Annotated in this window: 50 protein-coding genes; 24 read left to right on the top strand and 26 right to left on the bottom strand. The window is 28.1% G+C overall.

Annotated elements, in window-relative coordinates; genetic code table 11:
- The first annotated feature begins 308 nt into the window (after positions 1-308).
- From JG780_RS00295 to JG780_RS00405, 23 genes are all read left to right on the top strand, one after another.
- Positions 309-674 carry a hypothetical protein gene (locus tag JG780_RS00295; protein ID WP_287568837.1) on the top strand — a complete coding sequence of 122 codons (366 nt, stop codon included), beginning with the start codon at positions 309-311 and terminating at the stop codon, positions 672-674.
- Positions 675-728: 54 nt separating this feature from the next.
- Positions 729-878, top strand: coding sequence for a hypothetical protein (locus JG780_RS00300; RefSeq protein ID WP_287568838.1), 150 nt, complete (start codon positions 729-731; stop codon positions 876-878).
- A gap of 473 nt (positions 879-1,351) precedes the next feature.
- The gene (locus tag JG780_RS00305; protein ID WP_287568839.1) at positions 1,352-1,747 is read left to right on the top strand and encodes a hypothetical protein; all 396 of its coding nucleotides are present in this window, start codon (positions 1,352-1,354) and stop codon (positions 1,745-1,747) included.
- A gap of 345 nt (positions 1,748-2,092) precedes the next feature.
- Positions 2,093-2,314 (top strand): hypothetical protein, encoded by a 222-nt coding sequence (locus JG780_RS00310; protein ID WP_287568840.1) that lies wholly within the window; start codon positions 2,093-2,095, stop codon positions 2,312-2,314.
- A 257-nt stretch (positions 2,315-2,571) separates the two neighbouring features.
- Complete coding sequence (locus tag JG780_RS00315) at positions 2,572-2,784, top strand: hypothetical protein (RefSeq protein WP_287568841.1); 213 nt, start codon at positions 2,572-2,574, stop codon at positions 2,782-2,784.
- 419 nt (positions 2,785-3,203) lie between these two features.
- The gene (locus tag JG780_RS00320; protein ID WP_287568842.1) at positions 3,204-3,677 is read left to right on the top strand and encodes a hypothetical protein; all 474 of its coding nucleotides are present in this window, start codon (positions 3,204-3,206) and stop codon (positions 3,675-3,677) included.
- Positions 3,678-3,786: 109 nt separating this feature from the next.
- Positions 3,787-3,999 carry a hypothetical protein gene (locus tag JG780_RS00325; RefSeq protein ID WP_287568843.1) on the top strand — a complete coding sequence of 71 codons (213 nt, stop codon included), beginning with the start codon at positions 3,787-3,789 and terminating at the stop codon, positions 3,997-3,999.
- A 111-nt stretch (positions 4,000-4,110) separates the two neighbouring features.
- Positions 4,111-4,239 (top strand): hypothetical protein, encoded by a 129-nt coding sequence (locus JG780_RS00330; RefSeq protein WP_287568844.1) that lies wholly within the window; start codon positions 4,111-4,113, stop codon positions 4,237-4,239.
- Between the two features lie 326 nt (positions 4,240-4,565).
- A complete protein-coding gene (locus JG780_RS00335; protein WP_287568845.1) occupies positions 4,566-4,925 on the top strand; it encodes a hypothetical protein in 360 nt (119 codons plus the stop codon).
- Positions 4,926-5,207: 282 nt separating this feature from the next.
- Positions 5,208-5,813, top strand: a complete 606-nt coding sequence (locus JG780_RS00340) for a hypothetical protein (RefSeq protein ID WP_287568846.1) — start codon at positions 5,208-5,210, stop codon at positions 5,811-5,813.
- Positions 5,814-5,956: 143 nt separating this feature from the next.
- Positions 5,957-6,298, top strand: a complete 342-nt coding sequence (locus tag JG780_RS00345) for a hypothetical protein (protein ID WP_287568847.1) — start codon at positions 5,957-5,959, stop codon at positions 6,296-6,298.
- 50 nt (positions 6,299-6,348) lie between these two features.
- Positions 6,349-6,645: a hypothetical protein gene (locus tag JG780_RS00350; protein ID WP_287568848.1), complete on the top strand. Its 297-nt coding sequence runs from the start codon at positions 6,349-6,351 to the stop codon at positions 6,643-6,645.
- A 115-nt stretch (positions 6,646-6,760) separates the two neighbouring features.
- Positions 6,761-6,907 carry a hypothetical protein gene (locus JG780_RS00355; protein ID WP_287568849.1) on the top strand — a complete coding sequence of 49 codons (147 nt, stop codon included), beginning with the start codon at positions 6,761-6,763 and terminating at the stop codon, positions 6,905-6,907.
- The gene (locus tag JG780_RS00360; RefSeq protein WP_287568850.1) at positions 6,904-7,206 is read left to right on the top strand and encodes a hypothetical protein; all 303 of its coding nucleotides are present in this window, start codon (positions 6,904-6,906) and stop codon (positions 7,204-7,206) included. Before JG780_RS00355 ends, JG780_RS00360 begins: the two co-directional genes overlap by 4 nt.
- Positions 7,207-7,218: 12 nt before the next feature.
- Entirely contained in the window at positions 7,219-7,470 is a 252-nt protein-coding gene (locus JG780_RS00365) for a hypothetical protein (RefSeq protein WP_287568851.1), read from the top strand.
- Positions 7,471-7,726: 256 nt separating this feature from the next.
- A complete protein-coding gene (locus JG780_RS00370; protein ID WP_287568852.1) occupies positions 7,727-7,936 on the top strand; it encodes a hypothetical protein in 210 nt (69 codons plus the stop codon).
- A gap of 1,331 nt (positions 7,937-9,267) precedes the next feature.
- Entirely contained in the window at positions 9,268-9,504 is a 237-nt protein-coding gene (locus JG780_RS00375; protein ID WP_287568853.1) for a hypothetical protein, read from the top strand.
- Between the two features lie 3 nt (positions 9,505-9,507).
- On the top strand, positions 9,508-9,648 hold the full coding sequence (locus JG780_RS00380; RefSeq protein WP_287568854.1) for a hypothetical protein: 141 nt from the start codon (positions 9,508-9,510) through the stop codon (positions 9,646-9,648).
- Positions 9,649-9,810: 162 nt separating this feature from the next.
- Positions 9,811-10,449 (top strand): hypothetical protein, encoded by a 639-nt coding sequence (locus JG780_RS00385; protein ID WP_287568855.1) that lies wholly within the window; start codon positions 9,811-9,813, stop codon positions 10,447-10,449.
- A gap of 61 nt (positions 10,450-10,510) precedes the next feature.
- The gene (locus JG780_RS00390) at positions 10,511-10,906 is read left to right on the top strand and encodes a hypothetical protein (protein WP_287568856.1); all 396 of its coding nucleotides are present in this window, start codon (positions 10,511-10,513) and stop codon (positions 10,904-10,906) included.
- A 161-nt stretch (positions 10,907-11,067) separates the two neighbouring features.
- The gene (locus JG780_RS00395; protein WP_287568857.1) at positions 11,068-11,475 is read left to right on the top strand and encodes a hypothetical protein; all 408 of its coding nucleotides are present in this window, start codon (positions 11,068-11,070) and stop codon (positions 11,473-11,475) included.
- A gap of 66 nt (positions 11,476-11,541) precedes the next feature.
- A complete protein-coding gene (locus JG780_RS00400; protein WP_287568858.1) occupies positions 11,542-12,057 on the top strand; it encodes a hypothetical protein in 516 nt (171 codons plus the stop codon).
- Positions 12,058-12,097: 40 nt separating this feature from the next.
- Entirely contained in the window at positions 12,098-12,520 is a 423-nt protein-coding gene (locus JG780_RS00405; protein WP_287568859.1) for a hypothetical protein, read from the top strand.
- A gap of 250 nt (positions 12,521-12,770) precedes the next feature.
- Here JG780_RS00405 and JG780_RS00410 read toward each other — a convergent pair whose 3' ends face one another.
- From JG780_RS00410 to JG780_RS00495, 18 genes are all read right to left on the bottom strand, one after another.
- Entirely contained in the window at positions 12,771-13,397 is a 627-nt protein-coding gene (locus JG780_RS00410; protein ID WP_287568860.1) for a hypothetical protein, read from the bottom strand.
- Between the two features lie 416 nt (positions 13,398-13,813).
- Positions 13,814-14,119, bottom strand: a complete 306-nt coding sequence (locus JG780_RS00415; RefSeq protein WP_287568861.1) for a hypothetical protein — start codon at positions 14,117-14,119, stop codon at positions 13,814-13,816.
- A gap of 15 nt (positions 14,120-14,134) precedes the next feature.
- Positions 14,135-14,587: a hypothetical protein gene (locus JG780_RS00420; RefSeq protein ID WP_287568862.1), complete on the bottom strand. Its 453-nt coding sequence runs from the start codon at positions 14,585-14,587 to the stop codon at positions 14,135-14,137.
- Positions 14,588-14,626: 39 nt separating this feature from the next.
- A complete protein-coding gene (locus tag JG780_RS00425; RefSeq protein ID WP_287568863.1) occupies positions 14,627-15,322 on the bottom strand; it encodes a DMP19 family protein in 696 nt (231 codons plus the stop codon).
- Between the two features lie 111 nt (positions 15,323-15,433).
- Positions 15,434-15,760: a hypothetical protein gene (locus JG780_RS00430; RefSeq protein ID WP_287568864.1), complete on the bottom strand. Its 327-nt coding sequence runs from the start codon at positions 15,758-15,760 to the stop codon at positions 15,434-15,436.
- 13 nt (positions 15,761-15,773) lie between these two features.
- Complete coding sequence (locus tag JG780_RS00435) at positions 15,774-15,944, bottom strand: hypothetical protein (protein ID WP_287568865.1); 171 nt, start codon at positions 15,942-15,944, stop codon at positions 15,774-15,776.
- A gap of 122 nt (positions 15,945-16,066) precedes the next feature.
- The gene (locus tag JG780_RS00440; RefSeq protein WP_287568866.1) at positions 16,067-16,396 is read right to left on the bottom strand and encodes a hypothetical protein; all 330 of its coding nucleotides are present in this window, start codon (positions 16,394-16,396) and stop codon (positions 16,067-16,069) included.
- 74 nt (positions 16,397-16,470) lie between these two features.
- Positions 16,471-16,815, bottom strand: a complete 345-nt coding sequence (locus JG780_RS00445; RefSeq protein WP_287568867.1) for a hypothetical protein — start codon at positions 16,813-16,815, stop codon at positions 16,471-16,473.
- Between the two features lie 16 nt (positions 16,816-16,831).
- The gene (locus JG780_RS00450) at positions 16,832-17,068 is read right to left on the bottom strand and encodes a hypothetical protein (RefSeq protein WP_287568868.1); all 237 of its coding nucleotides are present in this window, start codon (positions 17,066-17,068) and stop codon (positions 16,832-16,834) included.
- 292 nt (positions 17,069-17,360) lie between these two features.
- Positions 17,361-17,765, bottom strand: a complete 405-nt coding sequence (locus JG780_RS00455) for a hypothetical protein (protein ID WP_287568869.1) — start codon at positions 17,763-17,765, stop codon at positions 17,361-17,363.
- A 2-nt stretch (positions 17,766-17,767) separates the two neighbouring features.
- Positions 17,768-17,926 carry a hypothetical protein gene (locus JG780_RS00460; RefSeq protein ID WP_287568870.1) on the bottom strand — a complete coding sequence of 53 codons (159 nt, stop codon included), beginning with the start codon at positions 17,924-17,926 and terminating at the stop codon, positions 17,768-17,770.
- A gap of 97 nt (positions 17,927-18,023) precedes the next feature.
- Entirely contained in the window at positions 18,024-18,467 is a 444-nt protein-coding gene (locus tag JG780_RS00465) for a hypothetical protein (protein ID WP_287568871.1), read from the bottom strand.
- Positions 18,468-19,062: 595 nt separating this feature from the next.
- Positions 19,063-19,614 carry a hypothetical protein gene (locus JG780_RS00470; protein ID WP_287568872.1) on the bottom strand — a complete coding sequence of 184 codons (552 nt, stop codon included), beginning with the start codon at positions 19,612-19,614 and terminating at the stop codon, positions 19,063-19,065.
- Positions 19,601-19,933 carry a hypothetical protein gene (locus JG780_RS00475; protein ID WP_287568873.1) on the bottom strand — a complete coding sequence of 111 codons (333 nt, stop codon included), beginning with the start codon at positions 19,931-19,933 and terminating at the stop codon, positions 19,601-19,603. The genes JG780_RS00470 and JG780_RS00475 overlap by 14 nt, the downstream gene beginning before the upstream one ends.
- Positions 19,934-19,944: 11 nt before the next feature.
- A complete protein-coding gene (locus tag JG780_RS00480) occupies positions 19,945-20,289 on the bottom strand; it encodes a hypothetical protein (RefSeq protein WP_287568874.1) in 345 nt (114 codons plus the stop codon).
- The gene (locus JG780_RS00485; RefSeq protein ID WP_287568875.1) at positions 20,286-20,552 is read right to left on the bottom strand and encodes a hypothetical protein; all 267 of its coding nucleotides are present in this window, start codon (positions 20,550-20,552) and stop codon (positions 20,286-20,288) included. Before JG780_RS00485 ends, JG780_RS00480 begins: the two co-directional genes overlap by 4 nt.
- Before the next feature lies 1 nt (position 20,553).
- Positions 20,554-20,703 (bottom strand): hypothetical protein, encoded by a 150-nt coding sequence (locus tag JG780_RS00490; protein ID WP_287568876.1) that lies wholly within the window; start codon positions 20,701-20,703, stop codon positions 20,554-20,556.
- Positions 20,704-20,718: 15 nt separating this feature from the next.
- Positions 20,719-20,907, bottom strand: a complete 189-nt coding sequence (locus JG780_RS00495) for a hypothetical protein (RefSeq protein ID WP_287568877.1) — start codon at positions 20,905-20,907, stop codon at positions 20,719-20,721.
- Positions 20,908-21,120: 213 nt separating this feature from the next.
- On the opposite strand from JG780_RS00495, the gene JG780_RS00500 reads away from it, so the two are divergent.
- On the top strand, positions 21,121-21,324 hold the full coding sequence (locus JG780_RS00500) for an alpha/beta-type small acid-soluble spore protein (protein ID WP_287568878.1): 204 nt from the start codon (positions 21,121-21,123) through the stop codon (positions 21,322-21,324).
- 31 nt (positions 21,325-21,355) lie between these two features.
- Here JG780_RS00500 and JG780_RS00505 read toward each other — a convergent pair whose 3' ends face one another.
- From JG780_RS00505 to JG780_RS00540, 8 genes are read right to left on the bottom strand one after another with little or no spacing between them, the layout of a single operon-like run.
- Positions 21,356-21,496, bottom strand: a complete 141-nt coding sequence (locus JG780_RS00505; RefSeq protein WP_287568879.1) for a hypothetical protein — start codon at positions 21,494-21,496, stop codon at positions 21,356-21,358.
- A 45-nt stretch (positions 21,497-21,541) separates the two neighbouring features.
- A complete protein-coding gene (locus JG780_RS00510; protein ID WP_287568880.1) occupies positions 21,542-23,758 on the bottom strand; it encodes an adenosylcobalamin-dependent ribonucleoside-diphosphate reductase in 2,217 nt (738 codons plus the stop codon).
- A gap of 3 nt (positions 23,759-23,761) precedes the next feature.
- Positions 23,762-24,112 (bottom strand): hypothetical protein, encoded by a 351-nt coding sequence (locus tag JG780_RS00515; protein WP_287568881.1) that lies wholly within the window; start codon positions 24,110-24,112, stop codon positions 23,762-23,764.
- A 15-nt stretch (positions 24,113-24,127) separates the two neighbouring features.
- Complete coding sequence (dcd, locus tag JG780_RS00520; protein WP_287568882.1) at positions 24,128-24,745, bottom strand: dCTP deaminase; 618 nt, start codon at positions 24,743-24,745, stop codon at positions 24,128-24,130.
- 21 nt (positions 24,746-24,766) lie between these two features.
- Positions 24,767-24,991 carry a DUF6440 family protein gene (locus tag JG780_RS00525; RefSeq protein WP_287568883.1) on the bottom strand — a complete coding sequence of 75 codons (225 nt, stop codon included), beginning with the start codon at positions 24,989-24,991 and terminating at the stop codon, positions 24,767-24,769.
- 26 nt (positions 24,992-25,017) lie between these two features.
- The gene (locus tag JG780_RS00530) at positions 25,018-25,332 is read right to left on the bottom strand and encodes a hypothetical protein (protein WP_287568884.1); all 315 of its coding nucleotides are present in this window, start codon (positions 25,330-25,332) and stop codon (positions 25,018-25,020) included.
- Positions 25,333-25,348: 16 nt separating this feature from the next.
- Entirely contained in the window at positions 25,349-25,531 is a 183-nt protein-coding gene (locus tag JG780_RS00535) for a hypothetical protein (protein ID WP_287568885.1), read from the bottom strand.
- A 13-nt stretch (positions 25,532-25,544) separates the two neighbouring features.
- Positions 25,545-26,126 carry a lytic transglycosylase domain-containing protein gene (locus tag JG780_RS00540; protein WP_287568886.1) on the bottom strand — a complete coding sequence of 194 codons (582 nt, stop codon included), beginning with the start codon at positions 26,124-26,126 and terminating at the stop codon, positions 25,545-25,547.
- Positions 26,127-26,132: the final 6 nt, after the last annotated feature.

A 26,132-nucleotide genomic window follows, 5' to 3' on the forward strand; every position in this document is an offset into this window, starting at 1 on the left:
GGGAGACAGCCTTTCTGGACATGAAAAGTTTCGAAAGGGTGTGTGAGGGCTGAGAGGGTAGGAAAGCGGTTTTAAAAATATTAATTTATTAATAAAAAAAATAACCCCACCCCTTTTAATTTTTAATTTATTTCTTTTTAAATATATAATATAATATAATTAAATAATAAATAATTTTAAATTTAAAAATTAAAATTTTAAATTTAAAATTAAAATTATAATCGCGCACCTTGATAATTAAATATAAAAATAAATTTTACGCGCAACCCGCGTAAAATATAATAAAAAATAAAAGGAGGCTGGACTAAATGTCCACAAAAACCACCAACAACTATCTGCAAGGGGTAAAAATCATACAAGAGGAGGTGAAATCGATTAAGGCAGAGCCCCAAACACGCACCACCGGCACCACGTGGTTCGTGGCAGGTACTCGAATCGCAAAACTCGTCGCAGTAAAAGACCAAACACTAATCAACCTCGAGGTTAACATCCCAATCCAATACGAAGCAATCAATTACGAACACATCACTCCTCAAACAGCCTATGCAAAACACCTCGGGACAATGTGCGGCAGGTTGAAAACGAGGGACCTGGAAGAACTGCGGAAGGTGGTAAAACTAATCGCCGAGGCCTGGAAACAAGGGAAACGGCCGATCCCGGGAATCAAGGGATAAGGCAAAGGGGGGAGCAATCCCCCCCCTCAATTTAAATTTAAAGGAGGTTTTAATATGGTTAAACAGTTAAAAGAGAGAAAGTTAAAAGAAGTATATAGAGGTTTTCCAGAAGAGTTCAAAAACCAGATACATTATAAAGAGTTCCAGAAGATATACATAACAGCAGTAATCCAGATTACTATTGAAATATATAAGGAGAGGTAATGCCTCTCCTTATATAACACCAGAACAGAGCCCTTTTCTAACATAAAACCGACTAGAACTAACTTCAGAGCCCTTTTACACTATAAGAGTAAAGAAGACTGCATAACAGAGTTCCAGACAAGAGTCTCTACAAGACTACAAACTACAATGAACAAGAATAAGAGCACACTAAAAAGAACACAAAACATTTATAGAGCAGAGCCCTCTGTAAGAGTCTTACTGAAAGAATACAAAATTAGAGTACACTGAAAGAGTACAAAAAAAGAGTAAGCGCAGAGTACACTGTAAGAATAAAAAGACAATGTACAATAAGAGTTAGAAACTTTTTTATTTATTTTTTGAAAACTTTATTTTATAATATAAAAAATAATAAAATTAAATAGACTAAGTCAACTGGAAAGGAGGTGAATAAAATGAACGAAAACTTAATAAAGAGCCCCTTAAATTCTAAAAATGAAAAGGAGGAGATTAACATGTCAAGATGTGTAGGCCCTGAAAACACTGGAAAAACTATGCATAAGATTACAACAAATTATGAAAAAGGAGGAGTTAAAATGAGCAAGAAGCTAAGCGCACATCAACTTTATATGAAAGGAGTAGAATGGTTCGAAAGCCAAGTCATCTTTGGTACTGGATTTTCTGACAGCTTTGAAGAAGATAAGCCATCAATTGAAGATCTGAAAAAACTAATCGATCAATTCGAAGCTCCATACTTTGTAAGCACTTACAAAAATTATCCTGAAAATGAGCTTGATAAAGAATTAAAAGATCTAGATGACCATGAAAAAGCTCAATTCTTTAATGGAGTAAGAAATGCACTAAGAGGATATCTGGTAGAAGAATATCTTGAACATTACGAAATGCAATAAGAATAACAAGGGAAGGGCTAATTTAGCCCTTCCCATTTAACTTAACAGTTAGAAACATTTTTATTTATTTTTTGAAAACTTTATTATATAATAAAAACAAAAAAATATAAATAAAGGAGGTGAACATAACAATGAATCTAAAGCTATTCAGAAATCTCAAAAAAATGTATAAGATGTATTGCGAAGATGTTGAAAATCCTATCTCATTCAGAGAATATGTCAAGCAGTATATCAACTGGCGTAAGAAAATACAGAATTAAAAACTTATCAAAAAATGAAGGAAAAGCAAAATTTTGCTTTTCCTTCACACAAATAAAATAAAGTCTTAAAGGAGGAATTCATACTATGGCAACAGACGGAAAGATAACAGTAAATAAAGGTGATATGTTAACCATAGCAGCCCAAGGTATATTAGTAACAGGACAAGTTTATTCAGCAAATTATTATGGTGAACCTGATGGATGGTACATAGAATTAATCAATGCTAACGTACCAGGCAGATATTCATATTGGAAACAAGGTTTTGATGGTGGAAGAATTGTAGCAGTAAATGGCAAACAGATATAATGAAAGAAGATTGTTGAAAAGTATTACACAATTATAAGTTGAAAAGAGGAGCAAATTTTGCTCCTCTTTGTTATTCACTTAAAATTATCTGAAAGAGTACATGACAGAGCCCAAAATAAGATCTGAAAGAGTACAAAACATAGACAGAGTGCAAACTCATAAACAAGAACAAGAAACATTTTTATTTATTTTTTGAGAACTTTATTATATAATAAAAACAAAAAATAAAAAATTTGAATAGAAAGGAGGTGAACAAAATGACTGAAAACAAAATCTGGCTGTTTATCAAAAATTTGAATCAAGAAGAATTAGTACAAGTTCTAACCGACGCAGAATTTAGACTTAGAACCGACGTATTTAACGCTGGTTGGAAAAACAAAAATCTAAAATCTGAAATCAGAACAATCGCTCAAGGATTACTCGATACTGCAGATGAGAATTTCGAGAAATACGATATGGAGAAAGACTAAGAGATAAAATCAGTTTTACAATTAAGAGGGAATAATTCCCTCTTATTTTTTTCGGTTTTTTAGAGCCCTCTAATGCACAAGTAACAGAACCCTTCTGCAAAGATGAAAGAGCCCTTACTCTGCTCTTCAAGAGCCCAAAAATGTCAGGGTCAGCGTAATAAGGAGCCCTACAACAGACATGTAACGAGTTCTAATAACAGAGCCCAAACTGAAAGAGACAGAGTACATAAACATAAGGACAGAGTACAAAGCATATTCGGAAAGAAACATTTTTATTTACAACAAGAAAGCTTTTTGGTATAATACCTTTGAAAATAAAAAATAATAGAACCTTGAAAATTGAATATGAATTTAAATTTTGAATTTGTGCTAATCCTCCTGCTACTGCCCTAAATAAATTTTTGAAGGAGGAAAACATAATGACAGAAAAAATTCAAAAAGAAAATGGGTTTGATAAGACCCTAAAGGAAATCAAAAATTTAGTAAAGGCAGACAAGAGGATAAGAGAAAAAGCTATCGCAACTGGAAACAGCTTCTTCCTAGATTCAGACAGATTTTGCAAATTAGTCAAAACAAAAAATGATATAATATATCTTGAACTTAATGTAAAACTTTCTGCAGAAACTATTAAAAAGATTGGTCCAAATCTACAAACATTTTCAAAAGTAGAAGCATCTAAGAAACATCTTGGAACTTTAGTTCACATCCTTAAATCAAAAGATGAAAAAGAAGTTTTGATGGCTTTAAAAGAAGCTTGGAAGATTTTCCAAGAACAGCACAAACCATCTAAACCTGATAAGAAGCAAGAAGTTAAACCCAAGGAAGAAGTTAAGCAAGAAGTGGCTGCACAATTGCCAGCCATTATTGAACCAGCTTTAACTCCAGCTCAATAAAATAAATCAAGGGCAGTAGCAGAAGAATTAGTACAAATTTGTCCAGCCTCATTAATATAAAAGAGGCACTAAATGTGCCTCTACTTTTTCTCTGAAAGGAGGTGAAAAGATGACAAAAGATGAATTATATGAAATGTTCATAAAAACCCAAGATGAATATCTTAAAATGAGAGACTTTAAATCAAATGGTTGTTGCGTAAGTATGACATTTCATGAAATCTTGTTATTTGATTTAAAAATGGAAAGATTAAAACAGAAATTACTAGATCTGCAAGAACAAATGTTAAAATCTTATAAAAGTAAAAAGGAGGTGAAAGTATGAATATAGAATATGACCCTTGTCGAGATTGCAAAACTGATATATATGGAAATTGTCCATGTGATTATGGAGTAATTTGTCAGTACATGCCAAACTTTAAAGGAGGAAGACATAATGACAGAAATAGAGAAGAGATTAAGAAAAAATGATTGGTGGACAGAAGCAATTCAAGTAATTAATGAATATACAGCTTTCAACCCAATTACTGGTGAAATTTTTGAAATAGATGAAAAAGATAGATAAAATGAGGGAGGGTTTTCCTCCCTCTTTATTTAAAAATAGAAGAGCCCTTTCTTTTGTACTCTTCTCGCAGAGCCCTCCAACTCACATTCTTAAAAATATAACAGAGCCCTTTCATACCGACTTCTTTCTCACTCCAACCGCCAATGACAATGTAGGTTATTGCAGAGCCCTGAAACATAAAAGAAAAACTCCAACTAGGCTGGATGACAGAGTGCAAAATCCGAGTACAAAACAGAATGTGACGTAGAAACATTTTGTTTTACTTTTTGACAACAGTGTGATATAATTATTTTGAAAATAAAAAATATATGAAAGGAGGTGAAAGTATGAAGATAATAAGAGAAAGAAAATCAGTAGTAGATACTCAATATGTTAGATTCTTTCAAATAAAAGAAGAACTAAGTGTTTGTGGTTATTGTTTTGATTGTGATGAATATGGAAATCTAAAAGATGAAAGTTTAAAAGAAAAATTCGAAGAATGTTTAAAAGATACAGAACAATTCGAAGATAAAGGAGTTATCGAATTAAGAAGCACTTATATAGAACCAGCAATTGGAATATGTGATAGTTGTGGTGCTGAAGTGATTCTTGAAGATTCCTTAACCAATGAATGTGAAGTATGTGGTGCTTTATATAATTTTTTTGGACAGCGGCTTCTTCCTCAAGAACAATGGGAAGAAAATTAAAAGCCCTTTTTAGGGCTTTATTTTTTCTAGTTAAACAGAGCCCCTTCTAAAACTCTGTTAGAGCCCTGTAAAATTGAATTTAAAGGTAAACATATATTGTACTTTAAAAAGTGCTGCATAGCCCAAAACTGATTTAAAAAGAAACATATTTATTTACTTCAAGTATTCTTTGTGATATAATTATTTTGAAAATAAAATAATTTAGCGGCTGGACAGAAAAAGACTGCCAGGGCTAAATTATAAAAAGAACCTTGAAAACTAAAAATCAAAGGAGGAGTCATAATGACTCAAAACCAACAAATTCTAACCACTTCTCAAAAGGAGGAACTGATCAAGTATCTGGTCAAATTCTTGGATCTAAAACTAAAGCAAGATAAGAAGTTAGAACTTGAAGAACTATTTACCGACCCAAATCCATACTACAATAAGGAAAACAAACTCACATTCAAAGACGGTACTACAATTGAAGAAGAACAATATAACTTCTTCTGGTACCACAAACTACTAGCAATCTACGACATAATAATCAATGAACAGCATTACAAGAACATTCTAGAAAGGTTACTAGTAAACAAAGATGATTATAGATATGTATCAAGTAATGATGCTGATAACTTATTAATAGCACTTACAGAAGAAATTGGAGCATTACATGCAGGATTCGGTACACCTTATTCGCATTACGACATCTTACAAACAATAAATGATCATGTTGCAGACCATTCAAAATTCTTATTAGGCTTCGCACTGCAAATCAAATTAGTTTTAGTCGTCTACTACTTAACTTATAAATTCGGAATAGATACTTCAAGATTCAAAAATCTAGAAGAAGCTTTTGAAAATGAAGGATATAACGTAGATGCAACTGGAGAATATGAAGAGGAGTAGAAATACTCCTCTTCATCCGCTTTTCACTGGTAGAGCCCAAAACTAATTCAAAAAGAAACATATTTATTTACTTCATGCAAACTTTATGATAAAATTAAATTATAAAATGGACCTTGAAAAAATAATAGAAGGAGGAAATGATAATGGTAAAAAGAGAAAGTATGTCAGAATGGAAGTTGACAAATTCAATGGTAACTGGATGCCCTATTAAAGTTGAAAGAGGAGCTTTTAGAGGACCATATGAAAGACAAGAAACTATATGCCTTACAGCTCCTAAAGTATTCGTAGAATCAAATCCGACTGAAATGTGGAATGTAACAATTTACGTAGAAAATGCTTTATTAAATAATCCTGAATCTATTAAAATTATAGAAGATCTTTATTTTGCAACTGAAAAAGATGCAATAGATTATGTTAAAAGACATTATCAAGTAGATTTAAGTATTGAAAGATTTAAAGAAGCAGGATTTAATGTAGAGGAGTAGAAATACTCCTCTTCTATCTCTAAAATTAAACTTTTGAGGAGGAACTAAAAATGTTAACCAAAAAATTTAAAGTCAAAGAATATACATCTTTTAATCAAGGTGATGAAAATGCTAGAACATTTATTGTACTAAATAAAGATAATAAAACAACAGGATTCTTTATCTACTATTCCAAAAAAGAATGGGAAGAAAATCAATGGAAAGAAGATGAAGAACCGTATGATGAATTGTTACTTCACTATGAACCATTAGATCTATATTTCACTATATTTAAAGGAAATGTTACATTCGAACAAGTACTTAAATGGCTAAAAGAACAATTTGAAGAAATTGAACTTGAATTTTAGAGGGATTTATTCCCTCTTTTTTATTTTGTAGAGCCCAATCTAGAAACATTTTTATTTACAATAAGCTTACGAAATGGTATAATTAAATTGAAAAATAAAAAAGGAGGAAGTTGTAATGAAAAGAATAACATGGTGGAACATAATTGGACAACAAACTATGATAGGGACTGACGAAGAAATACTAAAAAAAGCTGAAGAACTAGATTCTTGTGACATTCTGTATAATATAAGTATTATAAATGAAAAGGAGGAAAAAAGATGAAAGAAAAGAAATACAGAAGAATAATGGGACATCTTATTTGCGAAAGTCTTGGTTATTTAACTCCTACAGCTGCTAAAGAATGGATAAATTACTACAAAGAAGAAAAAGAATATTACTGTGAATGGGTGTATGACATGCTATTGAAAGGACTTAAAAACCCAACAAAATATGTATTAAAATCTGCAATCAAAAACAGACATTATCATAAAGGTAGTATGAAAAACTACAAAATTGCAAAGCAGCTTGTCGATGATTATTTTGACAAGAACATAAGTCCCCAATTTGCATCTTGGTTTTAAGGAGGTAAAATTATGAATATAAAAGAAATAAAAGCTCTTATAAATGACAAATTTGTTTATCACAAAAGACAAAACCAATATTATAGACTCGGATGCATAACTAAAGAAGAATGCGATGGGTATGATAAATTCATTCAAGACATGGAAGAATTAAAAAGATTTATAGATGAAAAAATTCAATATGCAAAAGAATTAGAAACACATCATTGCGAATTTAATGAAGATAGTTACTGTATCTATTGTGGTTTAGATGGAAGGGCTTAATTACCCTTCTTTTTTTTACATACCACTACAGACAACTACAGTCGATTTTCAAATGTGCACCTCCCTATTATATATAGGAGGAGTCGAACACAATAATTTTTAGAATCTTAAATAATCATTTTCATAAAATCTTACTCAAAATTTGTAATTTTTGCTTCCTCGTTCTTCCTCACTCTTTCACATAACTTTAAGAAACTTTTTTATTTACTTAAAGATAACTTTTTGATATAATAAAAATAAAAAGGAGGTTAATAAAATGACTGGTTCGGAAGCTATTGAAGCTTTCAAAAACGAAATTCAAGATATGAAGAAAAATGAAAAACATATCAGTAGAAAAAAATTAATTGAAATTTGGAAGACAAAATACTTTCCAAAAATTAAAAGTGACATGAACTACATCTATTGCCCAATATGTGGTTGTAGTTTAGATTGGGCTTGGTGTCCTAGTTGTAATGAATATGTATAAATTTCTTTTTTTAACAGAAGAGCGCTACAACCCGCTACAGTCAGTTTTCAAGTCTTCACCTCCCTATTATATATAGGGGTGTTTGAACTCAGCTCTTTTTCGAATCTTACGTAGCAAAATCAGTCTGCACTTTCGAAATTTTTACTAATTCTGCAAAATACTTCTTCCTCACTCTAGAACCATTACTCAATCTCCAACTGACATATTACAAAATAGAAGAGCCCTACAATTGTCTTCAGAGCCCCTTCTGAAGAGCCCTCCAAGCCCTAAAATTCATGAGCCGTGGAATCGCGTGATTAGAAGAGTTTTTCGAGAAAAACCCGCGGAAAAAGGGTACCCGACCCTGTGTAGATGACTGTGGCGAGCTGTCATATGAGAGCACTCAACTTCGCTTCTTAAGCCCTTAAAAGCCTCTGAAAAAGAAGAGCGCAACAGCCAAAAAGAAAAGTACCAAAGTGAATTACAGCATTTCTGATGTGCTCTTCTGTTCTTTCAGAGCCCTTTCGAAGGCATGCACCCTTATATATAGGGAGGATAAAGTGTTGAGTTCTTAAAATTTGCTTCAGAAAAAAAGAGCCCTATTCTGAAGTACTCTTCTGTGCTTCTTCAGACCACTTCAATACCCTAAAGTACTCCAAAGGTATAAGAGTGAGTGAGTTCGAAGGCTGCTTAGAAGCTTCAGAAGTATTCTAAATAACATTCTTTTGTTCATTTTGAATACTTAAGCCAGCTTTCGAGAGACTTGTTACAAACTGGAAAATTTTTGGAGAGTGGAGAAGTGCTCCAAAAGCAAAAAATAGTGGGTAGAAGCGCTCTGGAGGGCCTGTGTAGAGCTCGCGTCCCCCTCCCTCCGCCCTCCATTCCCCTTCCAGCCCTTCTCTCGATTAATATACCCAGTGTAGTTTCATTTCTATCTAGCTTTTTAAGCCTTAGAGCCTTTTATATCCTTTCATTTTTCGTTTTTAGTTCTTAATTTACTTAAAATAATTGTTTCAATTTAATTTTAATGTTTTTAAGTTTATTAGTACTTATATATATAGCCAAAGAAAGAAAGTCTTTTTAAGTTTTTTTAAGAGAGCTTTTTTAAAAAGAAATTCTTTTTATACTTTTACTTATATATACTTGACTTATACTACTTGGAAAATTCTTCCAAGTCTTAAGATTACAATTTAAGTTTTATGTTATGAGTTTAGTTTTTGTTTAATATTTCTTTTTATTTTGCACTAGAGAGGGGAGAAGAGGAAAAAGATAATAAATAGAAACATTTTTATTTACTTTATGAGTACTAAATGGTATAATTAAATTGATAATAAAAAAGGAGGTGAATTTAGATGGTAGAAAAGAAGGAAGAAAGTATAGAAGAAAGATATGACAGAATATATAAAAGATTTATGAATTTGAATGCAGATGGAAAACTATTTTTGATTTCGAATCTTTTAGGATGGCTTAAACATCAAGGAGAAATTGTAGAAAATAGAAGAATTTTAGAACATATAGAAAATTTTATAAAAAGTGAAGAAGAATTGAAATTAGATAAATCAATGTCATTAATAAAGATAGGAGGATAGAAAATGATAAAAGAACTTATAAATCATTGGAGAGAAGCTATTTTGTTTAGTAAAATAATGACAGTGATTTGGTTTTCTTCTCCGTTGTGGGTGGTGGGAGTAGCTTATTTGTTAGACAGATGTTTAGAAGATTATATTGAATGAAATAAGTTTAAAAAAAAGTTTGAAAAAGTCAGTAGAATATATTTACTTTCAGATAACTTTATTTTATAATATATTTGAAAATAAAATGGACCTTGAAAATTTAATAAAGAATTTAAGTGGCTGCTCCGAAAAGAAATTTGAATTTAAAAAGGAGGAGCCAAAATGGCAGAAAATAAAGAAAAGTTTGGGTTTGATAAGACTTTGAAGGAAATCAAGAATTTAGTGAAAGACAGACTTTCAATGAAAGAAAATACCACAGGGAATAGTTTCTTCAGCGGAAGTGATAGGTTTTGCAAATTAGTTAAGACAGGAAAAGAAGGAGTATATTTAGAATTGAACGTGAAATTATCTGATACAACGATTAAAAAACTTGGTCCAAATCTTCAAACATTCTCGAAAGTAGAAGCGTCTAAGAAACACCTTGGAACTTTAGTCCACATTCTGAAGAGCAATGACGAAGCAGAAGTAAAAGAAGCTCTTCATGAGGCTTGGAAGAATTTCCAAGATATGGTAAATCGGAAGGGTGAAGAAAAGAAAGAAGCTTCAACTTCTAAGACTATCCAAAAGTCTGGAAAATCCAAACTCAATAAGAAGAATAAAAAAGCTTCAGTTGCTGCTTCAGAAGTTGTAACAAGAAAGATGACTCAAGAAGATTTAGATCGGCTTAATGAATATAAAAAGAAGAAGGGCAAAATTGAAATTGCAGCCCAAGCTCCTGTAGAAACGTTACCTGTGAAAGTAGAAGATCGTAAAGAAGAAAATCAAACAGAAAATATACAGACAGTAGAAGTTAATCAATAATTGTTTTTAGGAGCAGCCACTTTTATAGTTTCTAAAATTCATCTTGGAAGGAGGTGATGATATGTATAAAGTAAATTCAATTGCAGACGATCGTAGTAAATTTAAAGACGAGTTTAAGTATATTGAAAAATTCAACAACTACAATGAATTACCAGAACCCTTTGAAGAAAGTAATATCAAAAATTTTTGGAGAAAGATTTTTTCATTCTCACCAAAATATATTGATTTTAGACAAGTATATATTAATACTAAAGACCCTTGCAGTAGAATCTATAATACGTGGATATTTTTCTTTTTTGATGTAGCTTACGCTGTAGTAGATATGGGAAATGATGAAATAAAAGTCTTTAAAATTGGATGTAAACATGAATATACTGAAGAAAGTCATGAAAGATTCATACATACTTATACTTGTAAGAAATGTGGATTGACATTTTCTGTTGATTCTTCAGATTAAAGATTAAATATAAAAAAAAATTTTCCTTTCTCTTTTTTTATTTGAAAAATGTTAAAAAAAGAGACACCATTTGTTTTCTACTGTATTTACTTTTAGAATAAATTATGGTAATATATAATCAAAGGAAAAATTAAAATCTAAAGAAAGGAGGTAAGTAAAAGATGCCCGTTAAAAAGATTAAGAAACAGCCTGAAGAAAAGGAGTTTGTCAATGAATTTGATAAGTCTTTAAAAGTTATTCGGTCAATGGTCCTCAAAAACAAAGGTTTTGTAGAAAGACCAATAACGACGGGATATTCTTACTTTAAGGGGAATGTACGTCTTCTTAAATTGGTCTATTCTGCAGGCGAAATTGTCCTTGAAATTAATACTGAACTTCCAGAAGAATTGGCAAAACTTCCAGGGATGAAATATTACACAAGACAAGAAGCTTACAATGAACATTTGGGAACAGTAAGATATAAATATGAAACTCAAACAGCAGACCATATAAAAGATATAGTAAAAGCTTCTTTGGAGAATTTTAAAGAACAAGAAAAAAAGAGGCTATTAGTAAGAGGGGTAATCTAAACCCCTCCATTTTTGTATTATTCGATTTATTGAACCTTGAAAATAAAATAAAAGGAGGATTCAATAATGGCAGAAAATGAAATTATTGACAGAGGTGTTACTTTAAATAATGGAGCAATTGTGATTGATTCAAAAATAGTCGATGACATAACATATATCATAGCTTTAAAACCAAACAATTCTCTCACTCCGTATGTAACTTGGATAATAAGCAGAAATGGAGAACCAATACTCGGACATTACTTTGCAACATTAAATGATGCAGTTAGAGATTTTAGAATGAGACCATCAAAGAAGATTGATAAAATTAATTTTTACAAAGACGAAATTCCAATTGCAATTTTGGAAGATACAGAGTTAGAAAGATATTTAGTAGTTGTTTATGATGAAAATGACGGATTAACAGTTGTAAATGCAAATCAAATTCGTGATAATCTTGAAAACCCATTAAACAATGTAAAAACAGTCGAAGATATTATTGAAGTTTTGAAAAACGAAGCAGAAACTAATAAAATTGATTGTATAGTATATAGCAAAGACTATGATGCAGTAATAACTGGAATAGGGAAGACTAATTTTTAATCTTTCCTATTCCTCTCACTAAAAATTCGGGAGGCTTAAAATGGCTTTCAGATTTGATGCTAAAGATATTGAGAAACTACCAGAACATGTAAAACAAAAAATGATAGAAGCTGATCCAACATTAGTTGAAGAACTTTATCCATATCATTGGACTGGAATTGAACCAACAAGTTATACATCATTTAAAGTTGTTTTGACAGATCATACAATATGTGAATTATCAATATATGAATATATAGAAATAAATCCGAAAATTAAAGAAATATGGAGTAATTATCTTCATTTATGTTATATTTCTGGCGAACAACTAGTAAAAATGCCTAAAGAATGGGAAAAAGAAATATTTAAACTTCTTGGACTAGAAGAAATATGGAAAGAAGAAAGAGAATCCAATAAATATGAAAAATCATTTCCACGTCTTAAAGAATTTCTTAAAGAATGTATAGATGAAGGAATAGTATAAAATGAATAAAGAATATTTTATTAAAGATTAAGCCTATAAGGCTTTCTTTTTTTTATTATTTAATTCTTTTTATGAGCTTCTATTTTAATCTAAAAGTAATCATTTTTATTTATATATATAATTATATTAAAATAACAAAAAGAATTAAATAGAAGCCCGTTAGAGTGTTAAAAAGAAATTACTAAAAAACGTAAAAAATAAAATAATTTATAGTTAAGTACTCTTAAAAATAGTAAAAAAAAGAATAATATTATTCTTTATATATCAATCCATTTGAATAAAATTCATAATCATTATCTTTTATATCTTGTATTATTCTTTCATCACTTAATTCATCATCAATTATTTTATATCCTAAACTTTCAAGTTTTTTACTTACATATTTTACATCGTCTTGAATCACATTTTGTATCTGTTCAAATATGTTAGTTATTCTCTTATAAATATTATTACCGTCATAAATTATTGAATAATGTATACGTAGTCTAACAATCATTGTATTAAAATGGTCATATCGGTAAAAATCTCTGTTTTTCTCAATATCAAAAGTAAAAAATCTTGTTACATTGAAAACTTGAAACAATTTATATTTTTTATAAAGTTCTTCAAGTTTCAACCTTTCTAATATCTTTAAAATATTTTCTTCATATAAATTTCCATAAAATGCTACTCCATCTCCTTGCTGATTATTTAGACTATATCTTAAATCATTAGTTGGATATCCATATTTTTCTAATTCTTCTCTAAGTACATTCGATAATGTTTCATCAATAAAATCATATTTCATATTTCTTACTTCATCTATTGCTTTTTCTTTAGCTTTTGGTTCAAGTTCATCGAACTTATAGATTTTATACACTTTTGTTACTTCTCTCATTTATTATCCTCCATTTCATTGAATTATCCATTTATTTTATCAATTATATTATAACATCAAAATATCAAAAAATAAATAACTTCTAAAAAACAATTTTTCTTTAATAAAAATAATAAATATATAGAATTTAAGATAAATTTTAGATTTTCTAATACGTCTCTATAGCTTCTTAAATTAAATTTTAATATAAAAATATTTATACCATATTTAATAGGCTTAGAATTTAAAATAGAAGCACAATATAGAATTTACTTAAACAAAAAAAATAAGCCCTTACAGGCTTATTTTATTCTAATTAAAGATAGTACTACAGGATACGATCAAGGAACTTTAAATCAAGCTAGTTTATTTTGTATGTATGATACTGTTAATATAGAGAATGTATATTTATAGATATTGGATGGGTAGTAATAATACTATATCGACTCCATTTTATATAAGACAATTTTTTCATTTCCAAAAATATTATCTGTTAAATTTAATTCTAAACGACCTATACTGTGTATTGTTACTGAATCGATTTTGTCGATTAATATCATAATTATATTACTATCATCATGTGAATCTTCGAATATTCTAATTGTAATATGTCTATCTTCAACTCTAATTGAACATTTTGAGAACCTTTTTCCTCCATCAAAACTAACTGCAGTTAGAGCTTCATTATCATTATTAAAAAAATCATTAGCTAATGTATCTAAAACTTTATGCAAGTCAAACATTTCATTATCCCTCCTTTAATATACAAAATATTCCCAAAGTTCAACGTATTCTTTAAGAATATCATTTGTATATCCCATTTTTTCTAAAGCTACATCATAAGTAAAATGTTCTTTTTCAGCCAAAGTCTTAAGTTCTTGGACTTCTAGATTTTTAAGAAGCTCAACAAATCTGTCATATTTCTTGTTATGTTCTTCAATATCTTTTATCAAATCATTTTTAGAATAACAAGATTTACTTATTTGAAATATATAAGTCTTATTAATTATTATTTCTTCTTCTTCTAATTCTATTCGATAAGCTCCTTCGTTAGAGTCTTTATACTTCTTGTTAAAACGTTTTAATACTACAAATTGTTTGTCTTTATTATTCAATACGAAATATACAGATTCAATATCCTCTCGATCATCTATTGTAACACATGAAATATCTACATTTGCATCTGGATATCTTATAGTAACATCAACCATTCTTATAACCTCCTCATCTAAAATTTTAACTTATTTTTATTATAAAATATCGACATATTCAGCAACTAAACAAAGAACTTCCATATAGCTTTTAGCATTTAATGCTTTTTCTTCAAATTCTCCTGCTTTATTCTTTTGACCAGCTTGTTTAAGAGCTTTTGACACCTTACCTATAATATTAAAGACATTCCCATTTTCGCCGATCAATTTTACTTTAGGTTTTATTGTAGATTCAACTTTTATACCAGAAACATCAGTCTTTTCATCGAACCTTTTCAAGAATTCGTCAAACGATTCAATTAATTCAGTCTGATCTATTTCATAATATTTATCATCTAATCTAGACAAACTTTCATATTCTTCTTCACCATCATAATATTCGTCGTCATCCAAAGATTCTCTATTTTCTTCGTGTATTTTCATATTTTCTAAAATCATTTTAACATCTTTTAGTATTTCAAGTAGTTTATCAAAATGTTTAATTTTCATTGCAATTCCTTTTTTACAATATTCAATCAAATCATCAATATCTTCTGAATATCCATTCATATCCCATTGAGACCAACCACCATTCTCAACTTGGTAATTCATATTTCCAAGTTGAACAGCTGCTTTGTGTCTTAGAGTAAAGAATTTAGAAATTACTTCAAGTCTACTCATACCTTTACATTCATTTTTTCTCCATTTATTATAAACTTCATCCATAAGTTGCTGTATTAAGCAATCATCTGACATTTAAAATTCACCTCTTGTTATATAAAGTTTTACGATCAAAAACCATTTTAAAAAATCAGATTTTTTGATTTTAAGTTTTTTAAGTTCTTTGTCGATATCCATTTTATCACCTCACTCTTGAGATTTACAATTCTTACAAATATAAAGTCCTATATCATCGATTGTTAATTCATCTTTTGGATATAACTTATCACAATGGTCGCAATAATCATATTTATCATTGTCAAATTCATAATTCACTTCAACTTTTGTCCAATCAATACCATTTTCTCGTCTAAATTCTGCAAATTCCTCTTCAGCTTCTTCACGAGCTTTATCAATAGCATCTTGTACTGCAGCATCTTGTTCAAAATCTTCTATATCTACAATTAAATCATCTGGAACTTCTATTTCTTTATAATGTTCAAAATGAAATATATGTTTTACTTTAACTATCATATTTATATACCTCCTAATTTAAAATTACATCAATAATATCAGTATTTTCAGAAACTTTAACTGTAAAACTTTGGTTATGAAGTATTAAAAATTCTGATAATGTTTGAAATTCATTATAATTGACACTTATTTTACGTTTTTCTTCCATGATACTCAATAATTCTTCTAAATTTCTTTCTGTCATTATAATTTCCTCCTTTATTTTTATTTTTACAATATAATTATATCATCAAAATATCAAAAAATAAATAAATATGTTAAAAATGTTTATAAAGATTGTGTAAAAATAACAGATTTTAAAATCTGTTATAAATCTTTTTCTATATCGTCAATAAATTTCTGTTCTTCTTCAGACAACTTCTTACCATCAATAAGTTTTTTCATAATTTTTTTATGTTTATCTTCTTCAGTCTCACCACATAATTTAACTGTAATTTTATGTAAATCTTGCTGCATATTATCTAACATTGTTACAATAGCAAATAATGAATAAACTGAAGCTAAAATAAACTTATCTCTGCCAGCAATCGTTGACATGGGAATTCCAACACTCAATTCTTCACAAGCTTCATCAATATAATCTTGTGCAATTTTATCATCTATTAAAGGAGTATTAACTGTAGAACGTTTTCTCATTTTTAATCACCTCCTTAATATTCAGTATATGATACATATAGTAATTGTGTTACAAAATTTATGAATATTGATTGTTAATCTTGAATATAAATTCCTTCATTTTTAAGTCTTTCAATACTTAAATCTAAATTAAAATTATCTTTTATATATTTAACTGCTTCTTCTTCAGTATCAAAAAATAATTCTTTATAAGTTTTGATAATAAAATCTGGAGTATGAAATATATCGTCTATATAATGACTTACCTTATATTGTTTTGAATTATTATATCCATATTCTGGAGCTGTTAAAATGACATATTCTTTCTTATCAATTTCTCCATAATCTCTATAAGCTCCTCTTCTATTATTAGGATCGTGTGTCAACATCATTGTTGACATAACCCATACATTACTTTCTAATCTTTTAACATTTTTCATTTATTTATCTCTCCTTTCATTTAACTGAAAATATAGATAATATTTCATCAATAAGTTTAACATCTTTTATAACTAAATCCTTTAATCCATTCATTCCAATATAGTCGAAGAATTTTTCCTTTGTAGGCCAATATGCTATAGTATTACAATAATTACATTCGTCACAAATTCTACTTCCATCTTTTGAGATTTTAACAACTTTGCAATTTAAACATACAGTAACTTTTCCTTTAATATTTTCAAATTCTTCCATAAAAACCTCCTTTTTATTTTTATAATACCATCATTTTTGCTAAAAATAAATAAAACATATAAAAAAATGACTGACATTTTATATCAGTCACACTTTAAAGGAGAAAACCATAATGACAGAAAATAATTGCAGATTAGATGTAAAACCACCAACAACTACCAAAAATCAGATTTGTCATATAGACAAATCTCAAAAAAATAAAACTTATACAACGATCTTAAGGAAGAGGAGTCACCACCTAACCTGCAATAATAATTATACCAAAATTATTTCAAATATTAAATGGTAAATTTTAACTTATATCTTTAAATCTTTTATATCGGTTATGATTATCTTTGATATTCATATCTGATATTTTATCTAAATGTATATCAATATTCTCAATTACATCAGGATTCATATGCTTTTCAGGAATATTTAATTCTTTTCCTTTTTGTATCAATAAATTCATTGCATCTTTACATGTATTTATTAATTGTCTTATTCCATCAATATGATATAAAATTGTATCTGTATCATTATCTTCCATTTTTACTATATCTTTTGCAACTAAATTTATCATTCGTGGAAGTTCGATATAAGTATCACATACACCATTGTCAAATAAATTATGAAATGTTTCTTCATCAATTAATACATCATCTTCTGATACAATCTTCATTCTTCCATCCATTCCATATCTTGTTTCATGTTCCATATTTAAACCTCCTTTTTAATAAAGTCAGAACAAATTGGCATATCAAAATATACAGTCTCAAACGGTCCATGACATAAACCTATTTCATCTGTTAATTTTTCATATAACTTGCAATTTTCACATATTTCGTATTTTTCTTCACATTCCATTTCTTGTTCCATTTTTTAACCTCCTTTATTTTTATTTTTACAATATAATTATATCATCAGAATTTCCAAAAATAAATAATATTGTTGAATAATTTTATAAATTTGTCTGTTATGTTACTAATTTAATTTCATTTTCTTCTATTTTTTCATCATTTTTCTTCTTATTCTTAAAACTAATATTCATATGTTTATAATTTTCAATAGCTTCTAAAACAAGTTTTTCAATAACTTTAAAATCATTACCAGAATAGATCCATTTTGCAGTTCCCATATGTTTTTCTTTTGCTTCTTCATCAGTTAAAATTTTCATTCCTTCAACAGAACTTACATGAACATTAAATTCAATTTTATATCCACTTTTAGTTTTTACAACTTTTAATAATCGTATCTTATTTGAATCAAATATGCTTGAACCAGATTTATTTTTAACTTCTATAAATTTTATATCTTCTGAATTATCAATTAACTTTAATATTTTTTCAAGAACTTCGTTATATACTTTCTCACCTCCATTTTCAATATTCTTTTCACTAATGCTAATTTCATTTACCATTTTAAAAACCTCCTTTTGATTTTGTTATTTTGCAGTATAATATATTTTATCAAAATCAATTATATAACATTCAATAAAAACTTTTTTCTTAACCTACGCAACCTATGCCATTACACCAAAACGTTTGTAAAAACGGAAAGGTGTTTGTTTTATTAAAAACAAACAATATATTTATAAAGAAAGGTTAAGAAAAGTTTTGATTATATTCAACCTTATATATAGGTAAATACAAGGATGAATATAAGGATTATATAAAAAAAATAGACCTAAATGGTCTATTTTCAAAAAACTAATTTGTATAATATGTTGGAGAATGTAAATATCAAAAATACATCGATGAGAATATTATTATATTTTCTCATCGTTTACACCTCCAAACTATTAAATTTTATTCAATAATAATATATTACCACACGTACCTAAATATAACGTTCAATTTTAATTTTAAACCACATTTAATATTTCTAAAACACTCTATATGACACTAAAAATTTAATTTAAGGTGAAAATATTTAGATATTTTTTTGAAACGTCTATCACTGTCTATTTTATTAACTATTTTATTTATGTATTAATATAAATAAACATTTAAAAGTTATTGTGATTCTTCAAATTTCTGTTGTAAAACGATATTAATATAGTAAGTATTATTCTCTTTTACTGCTAAATCCAATGAAGCAATAAATTCTTTTACTTCAGATCCTTTAAATACACCACTTACATTTATTTTATAATTCTTTGATGATTCAACTTTATAAGAATTATTTTGAGATTCATTTGTAGTATTTTTCAATCCTAATTTATTAATATAATAACTGAGGAAACTTTTCTTTACATTCCATTTCTTTGCAATCTCATTTCTTGTATATTTCTGTAAATAACTTTTAAGATATTCTGCTTTTTTATTATCATCTAATTTCTTAAACTCATCTAATGAAATCAAAATGTCTGACATTTTATAATATCTCACCTTTCCATCATTTTCTAAATTTATATATTTTTTCTTTTCAAGACCTTTCAAATAATCAACAGGAGTCATAACAGTTACTTTCTTTTTACCTGTAGTTACAACCTTTTTACTCCTACACAGTCTTTTCTTTTCTAAAATATCATTTTTGAATAATTCTTCATATTCATTTCTTTCCATTTGATTTTCCCTTATTCTTAATTTCTTTAAGAATATATGTTAAATATGGATGAGCACGTTGAATTTTAAAATTATCTTTTGGATATTTTTGTTGATACTCTTTAATACATTGTTTAGCTAGTTTTATAGGGTCTCCACTATCATGATTGCATTCACAAACTATTTTCCAACCTTCAGGTACATTAGTATCATAATGTATTACTTTTTTAGCAGTATTTAGGCGTGTTAATTCTTGAGATAATTCTACTTTAACTTTCGGTACTTCAACTGGCTTTTCAATTTTTATTTTCTTTTTCTTTACAATCTTTTTCTTTATCAATATAAATCACCTCAAATCATAACATCAATTATCTGTGCTGCTTTATTGACATATTCTTTTGCAACTTGTAAATTTTCTTGTATATTTTTTATTGATTTATTTATTACTGCAATATTTGTTAAAACTATTTTTACATTTTCTACATATTGCTCAAGTTGTTTCTTGATATCATCATCCATTACAAAATCATATTCGTCTTTAATTGTATTATAAAGTCTATTTGCATCTCTGTATAAATCTTTACCATTATATTCCATGTTTAATTCATCAATACTTTTAGATACTTTATTTAAACAAGAAAAAATATCACGAAATTGATTTTGTATTGCTAAAGCTTGTGTTGATCTGTCTTTCATTTTAAATTCACCAGAGCTTTTTTCAATTCATTTAAAGAATGAATTGAATCATCAATCTGTTCAATAACTGATTGTTTATTCGAGTCGACAATAAAATATCCTTTTCCAGGTCTTTCATTTCCATCTTTATCTGTAAAGAATGTTTGTAAAGCTACACAGTATTTTTTATTTACTTTACCTAATAAAGCTTTACATAACTTTGAGCCTTTTTCAAATTCATTTACTACAATAGGGTCATTATCCCAAAATTTTTCCTTTGTCATTTTAACCTTCCTTTCTCATTTCATTATTAATAGCTATAAGATTTTCAATCTGCTTTTTAACAGCTTGAAGTTCTTTTTGACTGAGTTTTGGAAGTAAGACAAATATTCTTTCTAATATAGGTTTGTTATAAGCTCCTTGTGTCCTAGCCATTTTATCAGCACCTTTCTAAATCATATACTTTTTAGTTTTAATATCTTCATAATTAATAAACGGAACTACTTTGACTGTGTAATTATTATTCTTATTTAACATTCTTACTACTGATGGACTTGCAGTAACACATCGAACTTTTAACATAAATTTTTCTTGCACTTTTTCCATTATTACAAATACCACTTTTCCATTTTCATCCAATTATTTTCACCTCCTTTATTTTAAATTATATCACACAAATTTCAAAAATAAAATAAATTTTATTATAAAAGTACTAATATAGTTTAAAATAATATAATTTTAAATAGGAAACTCATTACAAAAGATAAATATTTTATCATGTATAACGTAGAAACAAAAAGGTTATAATAATACTGCAAAAATAAAATTAACAGAGAGAGGAGAGAAAGTTAAATGGCCAATAGAAATAAATTGAATATACCTGAAGCTAGACGAATGCTTGATAAACTTAAAATTGAAACAGCTTCAGAATTAGGAATTACTAACTACGATCAAATTGATAAAGGTCAACTTTCTTCAAGAGACAATGGAAGAGTTGGAGGAAATATGGTTAGAAAAATGATAGAAGCTTATGAGCAGAGATATAAAAATCAATAAATAAATAAGGCCACCTGAAAAGGTGGCCATTTTATTTTAGTATCATCGGACCTTTTTTATAATTTTCAACTATAGGACATTTTTTATTACAATCTGAATTTTTATGAACAATTTCTGTTACTTTAACTAACTTACCATCTTTGTCATACTCATAAATAACTTTTTTTACCATATTTATAATTAACCTCCTCTCAACTTTTTTTAATTTGTTTCCTCCTTAATTACATCTACTATATCCACATGCCGGACAGATAATACAACCTTCAGCATTTCTTAATTTTTTCCCACAATCAGGACAAGTAATATCATATTCACTATCATAAGTTACAATTTCAGTAATCCTTGATTTTTCTATTGTTTCATTTTTTTTAATATATTTTTCAATTAATCTTCCAATTGCATCTGGACAAGATCGTCCTTCCATAAGCGGATCATTTGCTTTTGCTCTCATAAAAGACACACAAGAATCTCCTTGTTTTAACAACTTAACAATATACATCGGATCAACATTACATCTCAATAATGCAGATACTGCCATTGCTAAAGCTTCAGTATTACATTTACATCCTCCATTCTTATTAGTAGTTATAAATACTTCAGTTAATTCTTTATTAGTTTCATCAAATACTAAATCTACAAATAATTTACCACAACCAGTTTTAACTCTTATTGTCCTTGAAGGTGCATCTGTAGCCACTTCTTTTGGAATTATTTTCGCTGGCATATGTTCATATACTATATTTTTTGAAAACTCTTTATTTATAGTTATAGTTTCTTTTGAACTAACAACTGGTTGATCTTTTCTTGATCCATCACGATATACTGTTATTCCTTTGCATCCATGTTCCCAAGCTAACATAAAAATATTATACACATCTTGTTCAGTCGCATTATATGGTAAATTAACAGTTTTAGAAACAGCATTATCAGTATATTTTTGAAATGCAGCTTGCATTAAAACATGATATTCTGGAGAAATTTCATGAGCAACTCTAATAACTTCTTTAAGATCTTGTGGTAAATCTTTAGATGATTTAATATGTTTCAAATTTCGTTCTTCTAATATTTGTTTAACAATTGGATGAAATACCGTTATTTCTTCTCCATTCAAAATTCTTGAAGTTGTTTCAATTTCGTATAATGGTTCTATTCCATAATTAACCCCTGCAATTCTTGAAATAGATCCTGTAGGAGCAATAACAGTTCTTGAAGCATTTCTTAAATATTTAAGTTTGTCTTTATAAATTGACTTCTCGAAATTTGGAAAATTGCCTTTCTCTTCACCTAATGCTTTAGATACATCTAATGCTGTAGAATTAATATATTTCATAATACTTTCAGCTTCATTTAAAGCTTGTTCACTATCATATGGAATTCCAAGTTTTAGTAAAGCATCTGCCCAACCCATTACACCAAGTCCGATTTTTCTATTTCCTAAAAGTAAAGTATAAAACTTATCAATTGGAAACTTTGTTAAATCTACAATATTATCTAAAAACCTTACACCAACTTCAATTGTTTGATCTAATTTTTTATAATTCCATTTTTTATTAACAATCATGTTTGATAAATTTATAGATCCGAGATTACAAGCTTCATAAGGATAGAGCGGAACTTCACCACATGGATTTGTTGATCTTATTGGACCTAGTTCAGGTGTAGGATTATGTCTATTTATTGTATCTAAAAATATAAGTCCAGGTTCTCCACTTTCCCAAGCCCTTTTTACAATCAAATTAAATAATTCTCTTGCATCAACCTCTTTATCAAATTCTTGAAAACCTGGGAAATGAAGTCTATATTTACTTCCATTTAAAATTGCACGTATAAAATCATCCCATACACCTATTGACAAATTGAAATTTTCCATTATACCGGGTTTCGATTTTAAATTTATAAAATCAATAATGTCTGGATGCCATATTTCTAATAAACCTATATTTGCTCCTCTTCTTACGCCTCCTTGTTTTACAGCTTCAGTAGCTGAGTTGTGTATTTTCATAAATTCAATTGGTCCAGATGATTTACCCTTTGTTGTACTAACTAAAGAACCCTTAGGTCTTAATTTTGAATAATTCATTCCAGTCCCAGCACCGGTTTTATGAATTAGCATTATCTCTTTTACAGATTCTCCAATACTTTCCATATTATCATCTATATCAATTACTGTACAAGCACAATATTGTTTATAACGACTATCAATATTTTTGCCAGCATTCATTAGAGTAGGTGAATTTGGCAGAAAATTTAATTCTAACATATGTTCTAAAAATCTATTTTTCCATTTTTTTTGTAATTCTTCATTTTTTTCAGCTTTTGATATCTCATCTGCTACTTTTTCAAATCTTTCTTCAGGAGTTTCGATAATTTCTCCTTTATCATTCTTTTCTAAATACCTTTTTTCTAAGATTTTAATTGCAGCATCTAAAAACATAAATTAATCCTCCTTTATTTCTTCAGCTAATTCAAATGATTCCAAACCTAATTCATTATACACCTTCCTTTTTAACCAAAGTATAAAACTAAATATCATTTTATCAATTATATTCAAATTTCTCATAATTTTAAGTTCTGCTTTTACATTTCTATTTTTTAACCAATCTTCACAAAATATCAAAAATAAAATATTATCGATATGGAATTTTTTAAGATGATAATTAAAAAATTCATTAGTATAAATAACTGAATTATCACCTTCAACAACAAGTTCATATATATTGTCAAGTTCTATTATAACTTTATTTATCTTAATATCAGGTCTAATTATTTCTGTATATACTTGCAGCAAATATATCTCCTCCTTTTAAACTTTTGGAGGAACTGGCTTGTTTTCTTGATTTTGATATTTACCTTTCTTGTCAGCATATGATATTTCACATACTTCGTCACCAGTCAAAAACATTACTTGTGCCAAACCTTCATAAGCATATATTTTTGCTGGTAAAGGAGTAGTATTAGATATTTCTAATGTCGGATATCCCTCCCATTCTGGTTCAAAAGGAGTTACATTAACAATAATTCCACATCTAGCATATGTTGATTTCCCCATGCATATTGTAACTATATTTCTCGGAATTTTAAACCTTTCAACTGAAACAGCTAACGCAAAACTATTGGGAGGAATAATGACAGCTTCATGTGGTTGAACTTTCTTCTCAAATAAAAGTTTTGGATTGAAGTTTTTCGGATCTACTACATAATCATCTAGATTTGTAAATACTTGAAAAACATTTCCAGCTCTAAGATCATAGCCATAACATGAAGTTCCATAAGAAATAACTGGAATAATTTTTGAAAGAGCTTCTCCACATTCTACATTAGAATTAAATATAATTTCTTTTACTTGTTTTGGTTCAAACGGATCAATCATTTTGTACCTCTCAACATATTCTCTTATTTGTCTGTCAGATAAAACTCCCATCAATAAGTCCTCCCTTAAATATCATTTTTCTTCTAATATTAGTAATCCTCCATGACTTATATGAAGATATTTAATACCAGTTAATGTGTCTTCTAAAATATAAATATTTCTAATAGTACCTGGCAATGATTGTCTATAAACTACTTTAAATCTTTCGTCTTGCACACCATCTGCATGAGATTGTGAACATGCTGTCAATAATACAATAATACATAAAATTAAGATAACAATATTAAATATTTTCATTATTAATCTTTCTCCTTCATATTAATTTAAGTTGTAGATTCATAAGGACAATCTAACGTACATTTACTACAATATTCCGAACAAACCAATTCATTGCAAATGTTACATGGACAGTCAAGATTACATTGGTTATTTTTAATTTCTACAGCAGTTATCCCATATTTATTTACAAACGGATCTGATTCAGCAACAAATTCACTTACATTATAATCATCTACAACTGGTTCACCAGTTGTTTCAAACATACGAAATTTATCACCTTTTTTAAGATCTTCAAAATTAATATTTCTCCATTCTCCATCTACAAATTTTTGAACTTTTCTAAAATCTTGATTTTCCATAATATTACCTCCATTATTAATAAGTTATATTAAATAAATCTGGTAAAGAACATATACACATTCCACTTCCACCATTTTTAGAATTATTGGGACAATTACCACAAATATTATTTAGATTATGCTCACTTTCTTTAACAAATATCTTTATTTCTATAGTTTTATCTTTATTAAACTGTAAGATTTGTTTTATATTATCCATTTTTATCCTCCTTTCATTTGTATTCTTTCATACCCTTCAATACGCGTTCTGAATATTTACTTCTTGAAACTACTTTTGAAGGCCCACGATTGTAAGCAGTTAATGCTTTATGATAGTCATTATTAAATCTTTTAAGCAAATAAGATATGTAGTAAGCACCAAGTTTTATATTTTTATGAGGGTCAAAAAGTTTATCTTTTTTATACGTTTCATTTGGAAAAATTTTTGACCATAACCATTTTGCAGTTGAATCTTTATAATTGATTTGACATAAACCAGCAGCAATTCCATTATCTGCAAGATATTCAAAATTACTTTCTACTTCAATTAAACTTAATAATAGATTTGGATTGATATTATATTTGTTTGCTTCTTCAAAAATTGTAACTACAACTGAATAAGGTAAATTAGTCTTATTTGATATATTTTCATATTGTGAATTAGTCGTTTCTTTTTCTTCAATTTTTGTTTCTTCTGTTTTAATACATATTTCTTTTTCAACAATATCAGTTTCATTGATATCTGTTACCATAATAAAATTTACAATTACCATTATAAATAGCAACAACAAAACAGTCTTTTTAATTACATTCAATTTAAT

Origin of the sequence: Thermosipho sp. (in: thermotogales), from assembly GCF_020054775.1 — a bacterium.
GTDB lineage: Bacteria > Thermotogota > Thermotogae > Thermotogales > Fervidobacteriaceae > Thermosipho > Thermosipho africanus.